The sequence below is a fragment of the Bacillus sp. TH22 genome (genome assembly GCF_016651015.1).
Classification (GTDB): Bacteria; Bacillota; Bacilli; order Bacillales; family Bacillaceae_G; genus Bacillus_A; species Bacillus_A mycoides.
This window is the reverse complement of the sequence record NZ_JAEKER010000001.1, coordinates 661,136-680,524: the sequence shown is the minus strand read 5'-3', so window position 1 is coordinate 680,524 and position 19,389 is coordinate 661,136. Positions and strand designations below refer to the sequence as shown.

At 32.6% G+C, this 19,389-nt stretch carries 10 protein-coding genes and 3 pseudogenes; all 13 read left to right on the top strand.

The window, feature by feature from the left end:
* Window positions 1-8 precede the first annotated feature (8 nt).
* The 13 genes and pseudogenes from JFU18_RS03410 to JFU18_RS03355 all read left to right on the top strand — a co-directional run bounded on the left by JFU18_RS03410 (window position 9) and on the right by JFU18_RS03355 (window position 19,389).
* Entirely contained in the window at window positions 9-1,856 is a 1,848-nt protein-coding gene (locus JFU18_RS03410) for an FtsX-like permease family protein (protein WP_201033785.1), read from the top strand.
* Between the two features lie 350 nt (window positions 1,857-2,206).
* Window positions 2,207-3,373 (top strand): hypothetical protein, encoded by a 1,167-nt coding sequence (locus JFU18_RS03405; protein WP_201033786.1) that lies wholly within the window; start codon window positions 2,207-2,209, stop codon window positions 3,371-3,373.
* A 347-nt stretch (window positions 3,374-3,720) separates the two neighbouring features.
* Window positions 3,721-4,407, top strand: a complete 687-nt coding sequence (locus JFU18_RS03400; protein WP_002085507.1) for a response regulator transcription factor — start codon at window positions 3,721-3,723, stop codon at window positions 4,405-4,407.
* A pseudogene (locus JFU18_RS03395) lies at window positions 4,404-5,487 on the top strand (sensor histidine kinase). The gene JFU18_RS03400 and the pseudogene JFU18_RS03395 overlap by 4 nt, the downstream one beginning before the upstream one ends.
* A 165-nt stretch (window positions 5,488-5,652) precedes the next feature.
* Window positions 5,653-5,955, top strand: a pseudogene (locus tag JFU18_RS03390) (SDR family oxidoreductase); the annotation flags it as partial.
* A gap of 448 nt (window positions 5,956-6,403) precedes the next feature.
* Entirely contained in the window at window positions 6,404-7,717 is a 1,314-nt protein-coding gene (locus JFU18_RS03385) for a D-alanyl-D-alanine carboxypeptidase family protein (RefSeq protein WP_307838348.1), read from the top strand.
* Between the two features lie 754 nt (window positions 7,718-8,471).
* Window positions 8,472-8,987: a transglycosylase SLT domain-containing protein gene (locus JFU18_RS03380; RefSeq protein WP_201033789.1), complete on the top strand. Its 516-nt coding sequence runs from the start codon at window positions 8,472-8,474 to the stop codon at window positions 8,985-8,987.
* 141 nt (window positions 8,988-9,128) lie between these two features.
* Complete coding sequence (locus tag JFU18_RS03375; RefSeq protein WP_002032176.1) at window positions 9,129-10,286, top strand: acyltransferase family protein; 1,158 nt, start codon at window positions 9,129-9,131, stop codon at window positions 10,284-10,286.
* 89 nt (window positions 10,287-10,375) lie between these two features.
* Window positions 10,376-10,568, top strand: a pseudogene (locus JFU18_RS29740) (Fic family protein); the annotation flags it as partial.
* A gap of 102 nt (window positions 10,569-10,670) precedes the next feature.
* Window positions 10,671-11,702: a VanZ family protein gene (locus JFU18_RS03370; protein ID WP_201033791.1), complete on the top strand. Its 1,032-nt coding sequence runs from the start codon at window positions 10,671-10,673 to the stop codon at window positions 11,700-11,702.
* Window positions 11,703-11,844: 142 nt separating this feature from the next.
* The gene (locus JFU18_RS03365) at window positions 11,845-12,462 is read left to right on the top strand and encodes an SGNH/GDSL hydrolase family protein (protein ID WP_137057945.1); all 618 of its coding nucleotides are present in this window, start codon (window positions 11,845-11,847) and stop codon (window positions 12,460-12,462) included.
* A gap of 1,103 nt (window positions 12,463-13,565) precedes the next feature.
* Window positions 13,566-14,819 carry an MFS transporter gene (locus JFU18_RS03360; protein WP_201033283.1) on the top strand — a complete coding sequence of 418 codons (1,254 nt, stop codon included), beginning with the start codon at window positions 13,566-13,568 and terminating at the stop codon, window positions 14,817-14,819.
* A 13-nt stretch (window positions 14,820-14,832) separates the two neighbouring features.
* Window positions 14,833-19,389: a non-ribosomal peptide synthetase gene (locus tag JFU18_RS03355; RefSeq protein ID WP_201033792.1), complete on the top strand. Its 4,557-nt coding sequence runs from the start codon at window positions 14,833-14,835 to the stop codon at window positions 19,387-19,389.

The following is a 19,389-nucleotide window of genomic DNA, read 5'->3' as shown; positions in this document are numbered from 1 at the left end:
GTTTGGGCATGTTATTTAAACTTTCCATGTCAGGGATAAAAAGTAAGTTACAAGATTATATTGTATTACTTATTGGTCTAATTGTATCTATTTCAACTTTCTATATGTTTCAAACGCTATCACTAAATAAAACGTTCCTTGAATCTAATGCAAACGTTGGTCCTATTGTATTAATATTCCAAATAGGTTCCTTTTTATTAGCGATTGTAACATTTTTTTACATTATGTATGCAAACTCTTTCTTATTATCTCTTCGCCAAAAAGAGTTTGGTATGTATATGATGTTAGGAGCAAAAAAGTATAAAGTTACATTACTGATGTTCCTTGAAACAATTGTATTAGGTGCGGCATCACTTGTAATTGGGATCACAATTGGTGTAGGACTTGCAGAAGGTATCGGACAGTTATTAATGAAACAATTGGAGTTAACTGGAGAAGGTTACAAAGCTTTGTACATTCCATCTATGGTTGCTACTTGCATCTTCTTCTTTGCATTATTTGTACTATCAGCAAGTATGAATAGTATTAAATTATCACGTATTTCTGTATTACAACTTGTACATGCAGATGCACAAACAGAGCGTGTCGCGGTAAAAGGAAAAATGACAGTTGTAGTTGCATTCCTTGGTCTGATTTTGTTAGGTATTGGTTATGCATCACTGCTCTATATACCACAGGCAAAAAATCTAGGAACCGTTCCTACATTAATGGCTCTTGGATTAATCGCAGCAACTGTTAGTACTTACATGTTGTTTGGATCACTTCTCCCAGTTATGATTAAAAAATTAAAAAGTAATAAAAAGCGTAGTGAAAAAAGGCTTAATGCTTTTACCTTTGCTCAATTAAACTTCCGCATTAATGGCCTAACAAATGTGCTTGCGACGGTAGCGATCTTAGTAGCCCTTGGAGCAGGTGGAATTGCGTGTGGTATGGCATTTAAAAATGACGTTTTAAAGCAGACTGATAAAGGAACAATTTACGATTCGGTAGTTCATAATCCAACAGCAGAAGAAAAGAACATTTTGAGTAGTATTTTATTTCAAGAGAAACTTGAATATCGTTACAAAGTAGATGATAAGTATGTTTATTATATAAAAGAAGAGCTAGAGAACAATCGTCCTTTAGTAAAAGATAGAAAAAATGAGAAGATAATGAAAGTTTCAGAAGAGATTCCCATGGATGCATTTGCATTGTCAAGACAATGGGGTAAAGAGGATGCGGAATCAAAACAATGGAGAGAAGCTTTCGAAACAATTCAGCCAAATTATATACATCCTGATCATAAAATAAAAATTGTAGATCAAAACATATACGATAGTATGAAAGATACAGAAAATACGGTGTTTATTGGGAAAACAGATGTTTTTGGAGCATACGTAAAAGAATGGAAAAAAATTGATGAATTGCAGGTAGTTAAATATAAAAATGTGAAAGTGGAAGAACTGGATAGTAAGTATCAAACATATAAGGCGAATCAAAGTTTTTCCAGCGGACTAATGTTTATGGGGTTCTTCGTTGGAATTGCGTTTTTAGCAATGATGGCAAGTTGCTTAATGTTTAAAATTCTATCTGGCGCATCTAAAGATAGTATACGTTATCAAATGCTTCGTAAAATTGGTGTTCGCCGGGAATTATTAACACAATCGATTTATAAGGAGTTATCCTTCGTATTCTTAGTCCCAGCAATTATCGGTATTGTTCACATATTAGTTGGTATGAATATGTTTGGCCCTCTTTTAATCGATCCGTATTTTCGAATTTGGTTACCAATTGTTATTTTCATAGTGATTTACTCGATTTACTACTGGATTACAGTTCAATTGTATAAAAGAATTGTACTTCCGAAAGAAGGTTAATGTAATAATGTTATGTATACTAAGTATCATCATAATTGGCCCCCGTTATGATGAAGGGAAAGGAAGTGGGAAAATAGTATCGTTCCTACATTGAGTACTACTTTAACCTTATTTGTAGGAACTCTTGCACTATCCCCTTACAATAAAATTGAATAATCATCCCATATTAATTGTTAACTATAACCGGAATTTTGACAGGATGGAACAATTATCAAAATAATATCTTGTATAAATTGTGTCTATTATAGCTATTATTTAAAATTGGGTCTGCACCAAAAGAGTGTAAATAAACATAAAACTTGTAAACCTTATTCATCATAAGGATTATCGTTTTAGAAAAGGAGTGTGTGTTGAAAAAAATTTTAAAGGTAATTTTAATCTTATTAGTAATATTTATAGGAATTATGTTGGGAAGCATAATTTTAAATAAAACATATCATACAGAGTTTAAGTCATTAGATAACACGGATCAAAAGATGTTAAAAGAATTAGCTACTATTTATAAGAGCTTTGAAGAATCGAGTGATAAACTTTGGAATGAAGATTATCGCTTCGAAAAAATGCCATTGGTTCTGATACGTAGTAATAAAGACGGGGGATTCTTTAGACAAGAAGCTTATGCAGTTAATGTAACGGGATTAGAAAATAGTATTTTTGCAAAGGAAATAAAAGTCTCAAATTCTCTGCATCTACCTAAAGTCTATCGCTTAACTCGTTTTGATTTTAGAACTATTTCTACCTGGTTTCCTTGGAACTTTGGGACAATAAATATTAATGATATGGATGTATTTTATTTAAAATATCATCCTAAAATGTTTAGTAATCCAGATTTATATTTTGATTTTTCATCTTTCTTATTACATGAAGGTTTTCATGCTTATAAACAAAAAGATTGGACATATGATGCAAATGGTGGAGAGTTTATTCACGAATATCCGATTAATAAAGAAAATTACGCGCTAATGGGATTAGAATTTAAGCTATTAGATAAAGCAATGATTGATACAAGCCCAGAAAGTATTAATCAGGCATTATATGATTGGACAATTGTACGTAACTATCGCTATAAAAAATGGCCTCAATTAATTGGGGAAACAAAAACTGAAGCAATAGAAGGTTCAGCACGATACTTAGAGTATCGTTATAGTAAGTTAACTGGTGGAAATCTTATGGTACTTGCAAAGAAACAGAAGCCATATCATGTTACTTTTATGGAGGCGTTCAACTTCGTTGCTAATGGACAGGCAGAATCTCCAAAGTTTTTAGAGCGGAGTATGAGATATGAGACTGGTTCAGCCCTTGAATTAAGCATGGACAAAGCAAATATTCCATGGAAAGAAGCTATTGAAGATAGTGCAACCAAACAAGGAAAGACACCATATGAAGTATTAAATACGTACTTTAATATAAATAATACGCCCACAATTGAAAATAAAATCAAAGAAATTAAAGAGAACAATGACTATGAAACACTTTTAGAACAAGGAGAAAAACTGGTTAAAATAAGTAACGAGTAAAGAAAATAAGATTTGAAAAAGAATTTCCTTTAATGAGCGTATTGAAGAGGATTCTTTTTTCATTTTATAAGTTATATAAACTACAGGTGTAATCAAAAAAGTTTAATTAAAAGAAGGAATCTCAAAATAATTATTTTTTATTAAAAGCTAAATTTAATGAAGAAGAAAACTTATTAATTGTAAATGGATCTAAAGAAAATTTCGAACAATATTTAAGACATTATCTTTTATACCGATTATGTTATTTTGGCGCTTTTAATTGCAAGTATATACTAAAGAGAGGATAGAAATGTACCACCTGCTTTTGCCTTTAGTTGTTCAATACGAGAAAAATGTGGAGGAATATGATGGAGTCAAAAATTCTTATTGTTGATGATGATAAAGAGATTAGAAATCTTATCTCTGTTTATTTGGAAAATGAAGGTCTGAAAACTCAAAAGGCAGAAGATGCTATTGAAGCTTTAAAATTGTTAGAAGAAAAGAAGTTCGATCTTATTATTTTGGATATTATGATGCCTAATATGGATGGTATTGAAGCATGTATGAAAATTAGGGAAGAACGAAATATGCCTATTATCATGCTATCTGCAAAATCAGAGGATATAGACAAAATTCAGGGGCTAGCGTCTGGTGCCGATGATTATTTATCAAAACCGTTTAACCCGTTGGAGTTAATCGCTAGAGTAAAATCCCAATTAAGAAGGTTTAAAAAATACAATACGCATACAGATAATAATAAAAGCATCTTAGAAATTGGTGATTTAACCGTGAATACAGATACACGTCAAGTATGGGTAAGAGGAACGGAAGTAAGGCTAACTCCAAAAGAGTTCGATATACTCAAACTACTTGCTCGTAACAAAGGAATTGTTCTCAGTGTTGCAAAAATATATGAAGCAGTTTGGAAAGATGCTTTTTATAAATCGGATAATACTGTCATGGTGCATATTACAAAAATAAGAGACAAAATTGAAGAGGATTCTAAACATCCAATTTATATTAAAACTGTTTGGGGAATTGGGTACAAAATATGAAGAAGGTTAGTTTTAGAAATAAGATAATTATAAAACTTCTTGGTGCTGTTGCAGTTAGTTTTTTTGTTTCGTTTGGTTTAACAATCCTCACTTTTCTATATGTCATAATACCATTAAATCTAAATCACTATCTTGATGATCTTAGTACATTTGAAAATAATATGCTTACATTTCTTATATTCGCGTTAGCAATCTTTACTTTTATAATCATTTTTTTGATATTGGTTCGAAAGAAAATAATATATTTAAAGCTCATTTCTGATAGTGTTAATGATATTGCCAATGGAAAGTCTGGGTTTGACAATTGGGATTGAGGGAAAGGATGAATTGACTCATCTTGCTCAAAATATTAATTATATGTCCAAGGAATTGGAGAATACATTTGAACAAGAAAGACAATTGGAACGTACAAAAAATGAACTCATAACCAACGTATCTCATGACTTACGCACACCGTTGACATCTATTATCGGCTATGTAGATTTATTAAAAAGAGGGCAATACGACAGTAAAGCACAATTACAGGAGTATCTCGAAACCACTTATTTAAAATCACAGAGATTGAAATATCTAATTGATGAACTATTTGAGTACACCCGTTTATCAGACATCGATGCTAAGTTAAACATTAACGAAGTTGATTTATCAGGCTTGTTGGAGCAAATAGTTGGAGAATATATTCCTATATTTGAAAAGGCAGGTTTAAGTGTTCAAAAATCAATAACGGAAGAAACAATACCTATTTTCATGGATGTAGAAAAAATGGTACGTGTTTATGAAAATCTGTTTATGAATGCGATAAAGTACAGCATGAAACCATCCGAATTATCAATATGTCTTGAACTAATAGGTAACAAAGCAATTTTAAAAGTATCAAATAAAGTCGAGAAGCCGCCTGTTAGCGATCCTAATAAATTATTTGAAAGGTTTTTCAGGGGTGATAAGGCCAGAAAAGATGATCAAGGAAATGGACTGGGACTCGCTATTTCAAAAAGAATTGTTGAACTTCATAATGGTAATATACATGCAGAATATAAAGTAGGCTGGATGTCCTTTATTGTTGAACATCCAATTAAATAGAATGGCTTATGGAATGAAAGGTTCCATAAGCTTTTTTTAAAAACTTAAGAAACTTCTTAAGTTAATAATTCAAGTAGGCCATTCATAGTAGAAATGATACTGACAAATTATTTTATTTATTACTATAAGGTGAATACTGGAATGAAGGGGAAGTTCATTGATATCTCTCCGAGTGTTTTTGCCTACAGTATATTTAAGGGGGCAATAAATACACTCACTCGTACTTTAGCACAACAACTTAGTGCCCTTGGTATTACAGTAAATGCAATTCTCCCGGGCATAATTAATACAGAAATGAATGCCGAGACATTGGGGAATCAAGATGGACAGAAATATGCTGCAGATTTATCGACTTTTAATAGGTGGGGAGAACCTAAGGATATAGCTGATATTGCAGGTTTTCTTTCTTCATCAGACAGTCGTTGGGTAACTGGTGAGTTAATTGATGCAAGTGAAGGAAAATGCTAAAGATGTAATTAGAGAAGAATAGCAAAAGTCATAGTAATACGTGGTTCTGGTGCAAATATAGTAATTTTTGAAAAGTGACTGACAGACTCTGTCAAGTAGATAATAAGAAAACGGCTAAGCTACCAGTGTGTTTCGATATTTAATCGGGGCACACTGGTTTTATTTTTTTATAAATGTGGAACAAATGTATTACTTAGATTGTCTATTAAGTGTAATCCTAAAAGATATGAAAGTACAGATCATTTCGAAAAATACAAAGGTATTAAAAAGAGGGATATGTGTGGGAACACTAAGTGTCAGTGTGCCTAAAAGGGTGGGATGAGATGGTCTATATGAAAGTGGTTCTAATGTCTTATATGTATATAGAATTTGATAACGCTGTCTATTTTTTGGAGGATTATATTAAAATAACGTTTTTTTGAGTACAAAGATATTGGAGGTAACAGAAGTGAAAAGTATGTTTTGCAAGAGATTTATTACAATAGTAACAGTGCTTACACTATTTTGTAGCATGGCCGTTACATTTGGAAGAGCATCAGCGGAAACAGTTCCTGCTATAGACGTAGAAGCAGGATCAGCAATTTTAGTAGAAGCAAATTCCGGGAAAATTTTATATCAAAAAAATGTAGATGAATCATTAGCAATTGCTAGTATGACAAAAATGATGAGTGAATACTTAGTTCATGAAGCGGTGGATAAAGGAAAACTTAAATGGGATCAAAAAGTTAAAATTTCTGAATATGCATATAAGATTTCGCAAGATCGCTCATTATCAAACGTTCCATTAGAAAATGGTGGCTCTTATACGGTCAAAGAGTTATATGAGGCAATGGTAATCTACTCTGCAAACGGTGCAACAATTGCTTTAGCTGAAGAGATTGCTGGAAAAGAAGCCAATTTCGTGAAAATGATGAACGATAAATCAAAAGAGTTTGGAATGAAAAATTATAAATTTGTAAACTCTACAGGTTTAACAAACCATGATTTAAAAGGACATCACCCAGAAGGGACAACTCCAGACGAGAAAAATAAAATGTCCGCAAGAGATTGTGCGATTTTAGCACAACGTCTTATTCAAGATTTCCCGAAAATATTAGATACAGCAAAAATCCCTAAAAAAACATTCCAAAAGGGTGGCAAGTATCCGATTGATATGACGAACTTTAACTGGATGTTAAAAGGCTTAATTAAGCAATACGAAGGTGTAGATGGGTTAAAAACAGGAACTACTCCAGAAGCCGGAGATTGTTTTACTGGTACAGTAGAAAAAAACGGTATGCGTCTAATCTCTGTAGTTATAAAAGCAAACTCTCATACAGCACGTTTTGATGAAACAAAGAAATTATATGATTATGTATTTGCAAATTTTGAAGTGAAGAAGGTCTATGGAAAAGATTCAGTAGTAAAAGGTCATGAAACAGTGCGAGTAGCAAATGCAAAGGACAAAGATGTAGTTGTTCAAACGAAGCAAGCTGTTTCACTTCCAATGCCAAAGGGCAACAAAGACGTTTATAAAAAAGAATTTAATGTATCGAATAAAGAACAAGAAGCGCCTATTAAAAAAGATGTAACAATTAGTAAAATGACTATATCACCTAAAGATAGTACAGATCCTGGATTTTTATCAGGTAAATCATTACAAGTAGACCTTGTAACAAAATCTGAAGTAGAACAAGCAAATTGGTTTACACGTTTAATGCGCGAAATAGGATCTTTCTTTAGCGGTATGTGGAATAGTGCGGTTGATATAGTAAAAGGCTAACTTTGTAGGATAAAACTAAATATTAGCCTGAAATAAAAGGTTTCAAAGTATTATAGATTCTTATGTGGATGGCTTGGAATGGAAGATTGCATTAATTCTCAAATCTGGTTCTTCGGAACTTTCGGTATTGCAATCAAGCTAAGATAAATTTGTATCCATATAATCAAAAAACGCTATTCTTTTTGTAGAAATATACAGAAAGGATGGCGTTTATTATGAATTGTTCGATTCAAAGGGTTCTGGTGCAAGGCTAGTTTAATAAAGTTACATGATGAAAATACATTCATTATTCCATCAAGTGACAATAAAAATAAATACCTGGTACTTATTCCTGTTATTAAATTTTATAAAAATTTAATAACATCTTTTCTTCTTATTAAATATTTTGTTTTAAATTAATTATATAAAGAAATGGAGGCCGAAAAATGAATTTTTTAAAGAAATTTAAGTATCTTTTTATAGTGTTTATCCCTATGTATATAGTTATTCTTTAATTTCAATCGAATAAAAAAGCAAGGTATTCGAGAAAAAAGTACGGTACCATACAGAGAAAACGCTCTCCCATACAAAAGTAAATTGTACCGAAAGTGATAAAAGCGAATGTTATATGGAGGGACCCCCCTAATAATTTTACCTGAAAATCGGTAATTAATGAAACAAACAATAACAAGATGATACATGATTACGAGTTAATATCCCCAAAAGATAGGATTACTAGTGACAATCTTTGATACTGACAATTGAGGTGACGTCGATGAGAGGGACATTAATAAAAAGTGGAGTATTTATTTTAGTTTTAACAGGAGGGCTATATCTTACAAAATACGCATATGACCATCATACTAACCGAGTTAAAGTAAGAGACACGATTCAACAAATATCAATAGAGCATGGTATACCACCATGGATTCCTTTATCTATTGCATTCCATGAAAGTAAGTTTGATCGAAAAGCAGTCGGAGATCAGGGCACATCATTTGGACTGTTTCAGCTTCATCGAGGTGGACTAGCACCTAAAGATTTAACGAACGAAGATTTGAAAAATGCAGAAACCAATACTCGAATTGCAATATCTAATATGATAAATGCATATAACCGTGGTTTACAGCAAAATTTAAAAGGACCAGAGCTATTAAAATATGTTGCTAATACCTCAGGGTGGCCTGGGAATAAGGGTGTTCAATGGACAAATAAGCAGACAGACTATAACGAGGGTTTAGAAAACAGTTTTAAAATATTTTCTAAACGACAATACGATTTTATAGAATGAAATTTCTTTTTCTTTCTATTATTATATAACTTATGCCTAAATACGAAAGTTCCCTAAAACAGATACATAGATTGACTTTGTACTGCTTATATTAGGAATTTAAAGAAACAATATGTATAATTCTCCCACTACAATAGTATAGTGGCCTTTATTAACAGCAAAATCTACAATTTACAAGGAGAACATTTTATGAGTAAGAGAATAAAAGAATTAGATTCCATACGAGGGTTAGCGGCACTGACAGTGGTATTTGGACATTTTTGTTTAATGCTACCATCGTTACCTAATTCTATTAAATTTTCTCCGCTTAGGTTTTTATGGGCTGGCGGGGAAGCTGTAATCGTTTTTTATGTACTCAGTGGTTTTGTGTTATCTATGGCACTTTATCATTCAAAAACAAATTATTGGGGATATTTAATTAAGCGATTTGTACGAATCTATATTCCTTATTATTTTTGGATAATCATTACCTTTGCTTTATTTATTTTGTTCTCGCCGTATGAAGTGGCTGGACTACGGGATTGGTTCTATGATAGGTGGCAAGGGTCTATAACAAAAATAGATATTATAAACCATTTTGTGCTTCTTAATAACTTTTTTACGGAAAATTATAATCCAGTTATCTGGTCATTGGCTCAAGAAATGCGTATATCTATTGTGTTTCCGTTGTTATTCCTTCTTTTTTATAAACTGAGTTGGAAGAAAACGATACTATTTGCTTTGAGCTTTTCTTTAATTAGTGTTTTCCTTAATATGTTGCATATAGGGAAAGCAGAGGGATTTTATAATGGTTATGCCGATACACTGCATTTCACATCGATGTTTATGGTTGGAATGTTACTTTTTAAGCATCAGGAAAAGCTTATCTACTTATATAGGAATATGAAAAAATTTAATAAAGGATTTCTTATTGCATTAGGGATTATTCTATATTTATATTCCATTTTAATTTATGGTTTTTCCCGTAATGATACTACTTTCTTATTAAAAGATTGGGGTGTCGTAATCGGTGTTAGTATATTTATAATAATGGCCATGAGTAACCTAAAAGTGAAAGCATTTTTAAATAAGAGTGTATTTGTATACTTAGGAGAAATTTCATACAGTATCTATTTGTGTCATTTTCCAATCATGATGGTACTATTTAAACTTTTGTATACAAAGATACCTATCTTTTTCCTTCTTGCTTTGTGTATTTCAATGACAATACTTTTTTCTATAGTTTCGTATCATTTAATTGAAAAGAAATGTATCAACTGGGCAAAACAAAGAACAACAAATTTTCGAAAAAAAGTGTAATGCTTGAAGGAATTTTATTTCTTTAGTAAATATACGAATATGACCGATTCCTAAGTATATTAGGAATCGGTCAATTACGGATTCTATATAAATATACTAAAATTGAACAAATTTTTAATTTTATACTTAACTCCAAAAATCCTCTTACTAAAGAGAATCTTCGTAACGTTTTTCCAGACATAGCCGAAAGTACAATTAGTAAAACGCTAGTTTCCTTGTAGCTGCTTGGTCAAATAAAGTCTGGTTTCAAGAGGAAGAAATGCTCAATGTATACAGGTTTAATTCTGTATTAATAATTATTAGGGGTAACAACATATCGCTATCTATATCTAAAATGTTATATAAAACTATTGAATATTTTATTCGTAAAAACAGAGGTGTAAAATGAATTTTATTTCCGAACTACTTGTTACCTTTGCAATTCCTACAATACAGCTCACATTCTTGTTACTACTCATTTTTGTTTTTAGCTACTTTGTAGTATACAAAAAGGTATGTAAAGGAGGGGGGAAATTTACCGTACAACAAGTTATATTCTTTATATTGATAATAGGATATTATGCCCTTGTATTATCAGCCACTTCATTTGGTCGTCCAGATGATATAACTTTCGCAAGAACAATTGACTTTGATGTACTTAGTGTTTATAAAAAAGCATGGAATACCTTTTCATTTTCTTCTTTTTTCCATATCATTGTGAATATAGGTATGCTTTTTCCGTTAGGAATTTTATTACCTTTATTTAGTAATGTTTTTCAAAAAACAAAATGGATGTTAATCAGCTCAATTATAGCAAGTTTATTGATTGAAATCCTTGAATTTATAATGCAACGTGGAAGTATGGAACTAGCCGATTTACTTCATAATACTTTAGGAATGATGCTAGGATATTCTATGTTAAATATAGTTCTTATATTGTTGAAGAAAAAAGAACCAGATACACAAATGATCACATATTTATTTCTTCCGATTACAGTAAGTTTTGTTGCACTTGGAATAATGATTTCGTATCAAATGAAGGAATTTGGGAATATGCCTTTAGATCCCATTACAAAAACAGACATGACTGATGTCACTATAAAAACATCAATAGAGTTAAAAGACGAAGGTAATAAAATGCCTGTTTACAAAGAGGAAATTACAAAAATGCCTAATGACAATGAGCCAGTTACAAAAAAATCACATATTCGAGATGTCGAAATCCTGTCTCCCAAAGAAGTATTTCAAAAACTAAAACAAGGAGACTTTGATCCTATAATATCTTTCAAAGCAGGTGATACATTAGTCATTACAGATTATAATATAGATTACTACGCTGATACAAAAGGCTTTTCTCAACCTATATATGTTTTTCAAGTACGCTTAAATGATAATGGGAAAGATAGTTGGTCTCAACCTATTTCTGCGAGAAGATAACGTAGATTTTCATGTTTTTGTTCATGTGAAATAGTTTAATCGAGTTGTCTTGCTCATTTGAAAAATCTCCTATGGAATTTAATTGAAATTGAAAAACATTTAAGAAGAACAATTACGCTGTGGGCTATTGTATAGTGTAGATATGAATAACAAAAAAGGGGGACTATATATGTGGAAGCGATTTGTAGCGATTGGTGATAGTTTTACAGAGGGGATAGGGGATGAAGTTGAGGGAATAGCATTAAAAAGCTGGGTAAATCATTTTGTTCAACTGTGTGTAAACGATTTAAAGTATGCTAATTTTGCAAAGCGTGGGTTAGTAACTAAAGAAATTCGCTCGCAGCAATTGGAAAAGGCATTAACTTTTAATCCAGATTTGGTTAGTCTAATTGCAGGTGCAAACGATGTTTTAAAAGGACGTTGGAATCATCAAGCATATAAGAACGATATGGAATTTATGATAGATACATTAAGTAAAGCTGGTGCTGATATTATTATAGCAAACCTTCCAGATTTTACTGTTAGGCTTCCATTTCCTTCTGAAAAAAAACAAGTATTAAAAGAACAATTATTAGAGGCAAATGAAGTTATACTTTCACTGAGTAGAGAGTATAAGCTTCATCATGTTGACGTTTGGAATCATCATTTAGTTAATGACAATACGCTTTGGTCTACGGATTTAATTCATCCGAACTCAAAAGGATATGTAAAAGTTGCTGAATTGATTTTTAGTAGTTTGCCTGTACAGAAGGCAGAATAATAGTTTGCAATTTAACGAATACGATATTAATTGTACTAAGCTATGTTTTTTAGTAGATGGAGAGAACTAAAAACTTAGCAAACAAAGCGTATCTACGATATATTTCTACAGTAGTGCACAAATGCAGAATCACAAGGAAAGATCACCTACGGAAATAGGTGATCTTTAAACATTTTTATACCTAAATTAATATATATTATATTACTAAATAAATTCGTACTGCATAAAAATTGAGTTCTTTTATAGAAAAACTGATGTTACATTATCTTAAAATATATTATATTTTACAAGAGATTCATAACAATATTATATAATAACATAGTCAAATCATATTTTGGGGATTTATCCCGATTGCGTATAATGTGTAATTTTTTTGAAGCAGTAATGTCCAATAAATTAAATAAGTAGTAAATGTAAAAGTTTCAATACTATATTATTCAATCTTTGTTATGAGTACATTAGTAATTGTTAGTATTATATTTTTAATATCTACTTTAGTTATTGGAATTAATTTTAATAGAAAATATGTAGGATAAGGAAAGGTACATATACTTTATTGTATATGTACCTTTTTATTTAGTAGGATTTATAGTCTCTATAAACTATTATGTTAATAAAATTAAAAAACTTAATTCTTGATATCCTTATGGTTAAAGCCATCTATAAAATGACAATATAACTAAATAATTGTTTGGTATGATTTGTGGATTTAGTTTTTTATCCGAATTTTCTGATTCAAATATTTCAACTTTATGGATATAGTAGGTGAAATATTTGTGTGATAGTATTTGAGATAGAAAAAAGCCAACTTTAAAAAGGATGTGAATTGAATGTGCAAACAACTGTAAATGGTTATATTAAGGTAATGTTTAGCTGTTTTTAGTGTAAGGCAAAGGTCTATTTTGTAACAGTTGATATAAAAATGAAGAAATAGGTGTACTCTAATTTATCTGACTATTTTAAAAACACGAAACCTTGAGATTAGTCTAGGTTTTAACGAAGTTAAATTCTAGGTGAAATATCTATAATGATTAATTAGGTTTAATAAAGGGGTACCTTATACGCAAAAGCGTTTATATTAGTAACCTAAGGAGCTTGCTTTTATGAAAACTACCGATTCAAAAGGCCTATTAGGAAATAGGGTTTATTTACAAGTTTTCTCTGCCTATTCATTGCTTATGCTTGGTGTTTTTATTGATATGTTAGCGATTATGACTATAGTTGGGTTTGAATGGGAAGTAGATCCTACCATGATTGGATTGATTCCTGTTGCATATGCACTTCCTGGAATTATTTTTGGCTCATGGGCAGGTGTTATTGCAGATCGTTTTAGAAAAATTCCAATTATGATGTTCTGTAATCTAATGGTTGGTCTAATAACAATTGCTCTTTTATTTGTACAAGATATCCTCTGGCTCTTAGTGGCATTAATGATTCGTTCCATTTTTATTGTTTTCTATTATCCTGCACAGCAAACACTAACAAGACAGATTGTATCCCCGGATTTGCTTACTAAAGCAGTAAGTATCAACGGAATAGTAGAGCAGGGTACCAAGATAGTAGGCCCACTTATAGGCGGCATGTTGCTGAGCTGGTTTCAACCAGAGTTCTGCCTCATTATAAGAGCTGTAAGTTGTTTATTAGCTACCTTAGTTCTGATACCCACAATAAAATTTAAAGAAACTATATCGAAAGAATTTGTTGAAAAGCAAAAACAAAGTACTTGGACCGCTTGGGTACAAGGATGGGGTTATGTGTTATCTAATCGGATAATATTATCAACTATGATTTTCGTTACAATAGCCATGGCAGTATTACAATTAGTAGACTCACAATTCCCAACTTTATTTAAGAGCTTATTCCCACATGATAAAAGTAAAATGGGATATATCATTTCTATTATTGGTCTTGGCGGAATCCTTGGTGCATTACTAACTCAGAAATTAAAACAATTTCAATATGGCTGGGTAGTATGTGGAGGTATGGTTTTAATGGGAATTGGTTTTTGGGGGATTGGTTTGATAACGCCCGGTACGGTCTTCGTTTTGGCCTATTTAATTAGTTTTATCGCTGGTATTGGAAGTGGGCTGATGCTTGTATCTAATCAAGTCATTTTACAAATAGAATCCGATCAAGATCAAGTAGGAAGAGTATTTGGTATTCAAAGCAGTTTAACAAATGCAGTTCTAATTATTTCTCCTGCTATGAGTGGCCCATTAGTGCATTTGTTTGGAGTAACTCAACTCTATGTTTATGGAGGGATTGGGCTTGTTATCATTGGAGTAATTGGAGTTTCAATGCAGAAATATTTATGGGCTAAACATAAACACGAACCTATAAGAGCAAATAATTTTTGAAGGGAAGATTTTTATGACCAATGAGGAATGTTATCCATTAAGCCATCCGCAGCGAAGAATATGGTATACAGAAGTTATTCATTCTGATAAAGGAATATGTAATTTAAGATTCTTATTTAAACTTCATCGAAAAATGAATTATTCAAAATTAAACCAGGTTGTGAATCGTGTTATCAGTGAAAATGACGGTCTGTGTATTAGGTTAAAAGAAAATGGGCATCAGGAACCGAAACAATATTTTATTAAACATGAAGAACAAGAATTTGAGTTTTTTGATTTCAGTAATGTGGAGAATACAAATTTGCTTGAGGAATGGATTGAGCAGAAAACAAAAGAAACGTTTACATTATTTAATTCGAATTTATACTATTTCGCTTTAATAAAATTAAACGATAATGAATGTGCAGTCTTTGGAAATGTTCATCATATTATTATGGATGGTTTATCAATTCAAATATTTACTGAGCAGATTGCAAAATATTATTATGAAATGCATAACGAGAATGAGGAAGGCGAAATTAAAAATTCATATGTTCAATTTCTGACCAATGAACAAACATACTTGAATAGTAGTCGCTTTCAAAAAGATCAAAAATTCTGGTTAGAGGAATTTAAAACACTGCCATCTGTGACCGGATTGAAGCCCTATAATACGTACCAAGTTAGTACCAAAGCATCACGTGAGACGTTTATATTAACGGAGCATTTGAAGAGAAAGATAGAAAATTTTTCTGAAGATTACAAAATTAGTTTATACACCCTTTTTGTTGCTGCTTTCTCGTTGTCCATGTATCGGTGGACCTCATCGCTTGATATTGGTTTAGGAATGGCTTACGGCAACCGTATGAATAAAATGGAACGAAAATTGATTGGAATGATGGTGAGTACAGTTCCTTTAAGAATGGATATTGATCCAGAAGAAGAAGTACTTTCATTTATTAGTAGGGTGTCCAGAAAACAAAGTAAATCATTAAGACACCAGAAATATCCATTTGATTTGTTATTAAAGCAGATTAATAAAGAGAATAACAGTAATGTGAGACTTTTCGGAACTACGATTGATTATAGAGATCGTGATGAAAGTGGTGACTCACTATGGATTCCAAACCATGAAGAGGTACAAGATTTTGCAGTGCATATTGAAAATCTAATTGATATTGACTCTTTACATGTACATATTGATTATCGTGAGGAGCTATTTTCTAAGGAAGAGATAAAACGGTTTTCTAACGTGATGTTAGCGATAATGGAAAACATTTTTGAAAAACCAAAGCAGAAGGTAGCTGAAATCGAAATCATTTCTGATGAAGATAAAAGAAAAAGTTTAGTTGAGTTCAACAATCCTAAGCTGGATTTCCCATCTCAAGTAACTATTCATGAATTGTTCGAACAGCAAGCGTTGAACTATCCAAGCGATATTGCAGTTACGTATGGAAAAGAAAAAGTTACTTATAGGGAGCTTAATGAACGTGCAAATCAGTTAGCTCATTATTTGCAGAAAAAGGGAGTAAGACCTGATACTTTAGTTGGACTGTGCGTTGAACGTTCCCTCGAAATGATTGTAGGTATTTTAGGGATTTTGAAGGCTGGTGGGGCTTATGTTCCACTTGATCCAGCATATCCAGAGCAGCGACTTCAATATATTTTAGAAGATGCTAGCATTCAGTTATTCGTAACGCAAGAAAGTTTAAAAGAATTGAAATGGTTACCAGAAAATGTTGAGTCGATTTGCCTGGATCGTGATCAAGATGAGATTGGGAAAGAAAGTAAGATTTTGCCGGTTTCTGATGTCAGTTCCCAAAATCTAGCATACGTGATCTATACTTCGGGATCAACGGGGAATCCAAAGGGCGTTATGATAGAGCATCACAATGTCATTCGGTTATTTAAATCGACGGATTGTTGGTATCAGTTTAATGAAAAAGATACTTGGACGCTTTTTCATTCTTATGCATTTGATTTCTCAGTATGGGAAATTTGGGGAGCATTATTATATGGTGGAAAATTAGTTGTTGTTCCGTACTGGATTAGTCGATCACCTAAGGATTTTTATAAATTATTGGTGGAGGAAGAAGTCACAGTTCTAAATCAGACACCTTCCGCATTTCGACAATTAATACGAGTGTGTGAACAAGAAGATAAGAATAAAAACTTGCAGCTGCGTTATGTGGTATTTGGCGGAGAAGCGTTAGAACCTATTAGCTTGTTACCGTGGTTTCAAAGGTCTGGGGAGAAAAAACCACAGTTAATTAATATGTATGGAATTACAGAAACTACAGTTCATGTTACATATTATCCAATTACTCTAGATGATGTGCAGCATGCTTCAAGAAGTAATATCGGAAAACGAATTCCAGATTTAGAAGTGTATATACTAGACGCTTATCAACAACCTGTTCCTATAGGTGTAGATGGTGAGCTTTATATTGGCGGGGCAGGGCTTGCACGTGGGTATTTAAATAGACCTGAATTAACAGCAGAGCGCTTTATATCTCATCCATTTAGTAGTGATTCGAAAGCAAGATTATACCGGACAGGAGACTTAGCGAGGTATTTGCCGGATGGGAATCTGGATTATCGTGGAAGAATTGATCATCAGGTTAAAATACGTGGTTTCCGAATTGAGATTGGGGAGATTGAGTCTACTTTAAATGCATATGCATCTATAAAAGAGGCAGTTGTAATTGTAAGAGAAGATCAACCGGGCGATAAACGATTAGTAGCATATGTTGTAGGAGATGGAAATGTAGGTGCGTGGAGAGAGTATCTTAAAGCGAAACTACCAAGTTATATGGTTCCTTCGGGATTTGTGGCGATGGAAGCTATTCCACTTACAGCTAACGGTAAAGTTGATCGTGAGGCCTTACCTGTGCCGGAGGAAAAGCAGATTAAAAATGAAGCTGTTGCCCCTCGGAATAGTAACGAACAGATACTGGCTACCATCTGGAAGCAAGTGTTAGGTGTTAAAAAGGTGGGAATCTATGATAATTTCTTTGAAATTGGTGGTGACTCGATTCTCAGTATTCAAATCATATCTCAAGCAAGTCAAGTGGGGTTAAAACTTACTCCAAAGCAAATGTTTGAATGCCCAACTATTGCTGAGCTGGCAAAAGTGGCTATAGAAACGCAGGGAGTACAAGCGGAGCAGGGAATTGTAACAGGAGATGTACCACTCACTCCAATTCAGTACTGGTTCTTCGAGCAAGAACATTCACGTCCGGAGCATTGGAATCAATCGATGCTTTTAAGAGTAAAAGAGAGATTGGACGTGAAGTTACTAGAAGGAGCGATCTTAAACTTACTAAAGCATCATGATGCTTTACGTTTCCGGTACGAACAGTTACCAAATGGAACGTGGAGGCAGAGAAATGAAGGGACTGATGAGCTGTCAGTACTCCATGTTGTAAAACGGAACAGAGTCAATGGAAAAGAGTGGAATAAAATAATACAAGAAGAGATGAACATTAATCAAGCTAGTTTCAATTTAGTTACTGGTCCGTTAATGAGAGTAGTTTATTTTGAGGACACATTGACTGGGAATGATCTGCTATTCTGGGGGATTCATCATTTAGTAGTAGATGGAGTATCATGGAGGATTCTATTGGAAGATTTACAGGCGGTATATAACCAGATGAAACAAGATCAAGAAGTTAGTTTACCTGCAAAAAGTACATCTTTTAAAGAGTGGTCTGAACGACTCCAGACATACAGTGATTCGGGTATTTCAAAAGAAGTATACGATTATTGGAATGAACAAATAGAAAAAAAAACGATGAAAATTCCAATGGACTATCCAATACAAGAAACAACAGAAGAATCGATTGATCAAGTGACGAGGACTTTAGGAATAGAAGAAACACACGAATTGTTACACGAAGTTCCAGTCACTCATAAGACAAGGATTGATGAGGTACTATTAACGGCATTAGGACAAGCTATCGTCGATTGTACAAATCAGCAAACGGTTTCTATTCATCTAGAAGGACATGGAAGAGAAGAGGTAATTGAAGGTATTGATTTATCAAGGACAGTGGGCTGGTTCACGAGTATTTATCCCGTTCATCTCAATTTTCAAGGAACTCAAACACCTATTGAAGGGTTAAAGGCTGTCAAAGAACAATTGCGTCGAATTCCGAATCGCGGAGTTGACTATGGTATTTTACGTTACTTGAATAAAGGATTACTTCCGTTTTATCAGCAAAAGCCTTCAATAAGCTTTAACTATTTGGGCCAATTTGATCAGGTTTTTTCAAGGGAATCTTTGTTTATGCAAGAGACAGGATTTACATTTTTAAATCATGCTCCAGATTCCAAACCATCTCATCTAATTGATGTTATCGGAATGGTGAAAGATGAAAAGTTACATTTTGTTTGGATGTATAGTAGAGAACAGTTTTCTAAATTAAAAATTCAATTGATAGCAGATGGTATGTTGAGGCATCTTCGTCAACTTATAAACAAACCAACAACAGAGTCTGCTTTTACGGTATCAGATTTTGCTGATGCAGAGGATCTTACGGAAGAAAGCTTGAGCAAAGTATTACTTAAATTAAAAAAGAAGAGGGTGTAA

Excerpts from the sequence above, each read along its gene's own strand:
- JFU18_RS03400 (WP_002085507.1), top strand. The coding sequence starts at position 3,721 with ATGGAGTCAAAAATTCTTATTGTTGATGATGATAAAGAGATTAGAAAT.
- JFU18_RS03360 (WP_201033283.1), top strand. The coding sequence starts at position 13,566 with ATGAAAACTACCGATTCAAAAGGCCTATTAGGAAATAGGGTTTATTTA.
- JFU18_RS03355 (WP_201033792.1), top strand. The coding sequence starts at position 14,833 with ATGACCAATGAGGAATGTTATCCATTAAGCCATCCGCAGCGAAGAATA.
- JFU18_RS03365 (WP_137057945.1), top strand. The coding sequence starts at position 11,845 with ATGAATAACAAAAAAGGGGGACTATATATGTGGAAGCGATTTGTAGCG.
- JFU18_RS03370 (WP_201033791.1), top strand. The coding sequence starts at position 10,671 with ATGAATTTTATTTCCGAACTACTTGTTACCTTTGCAATTCCTACAATA.
- JFU18_RS03410 (WP_201033785.1), top strand. The coding sequence starts at position 9 with ATGTTATTTAAACTTTCCATGTCAGGGATAAAAAGTAAGTTACAAGAT.
- JFU18_RS03380 (WP_201033789.1), top strand. The coding sequence starts at position 8,472 with ATGAGAGGGACATTAATAAAAAGTGGAGTATTTATTTTAGTTTTAACA.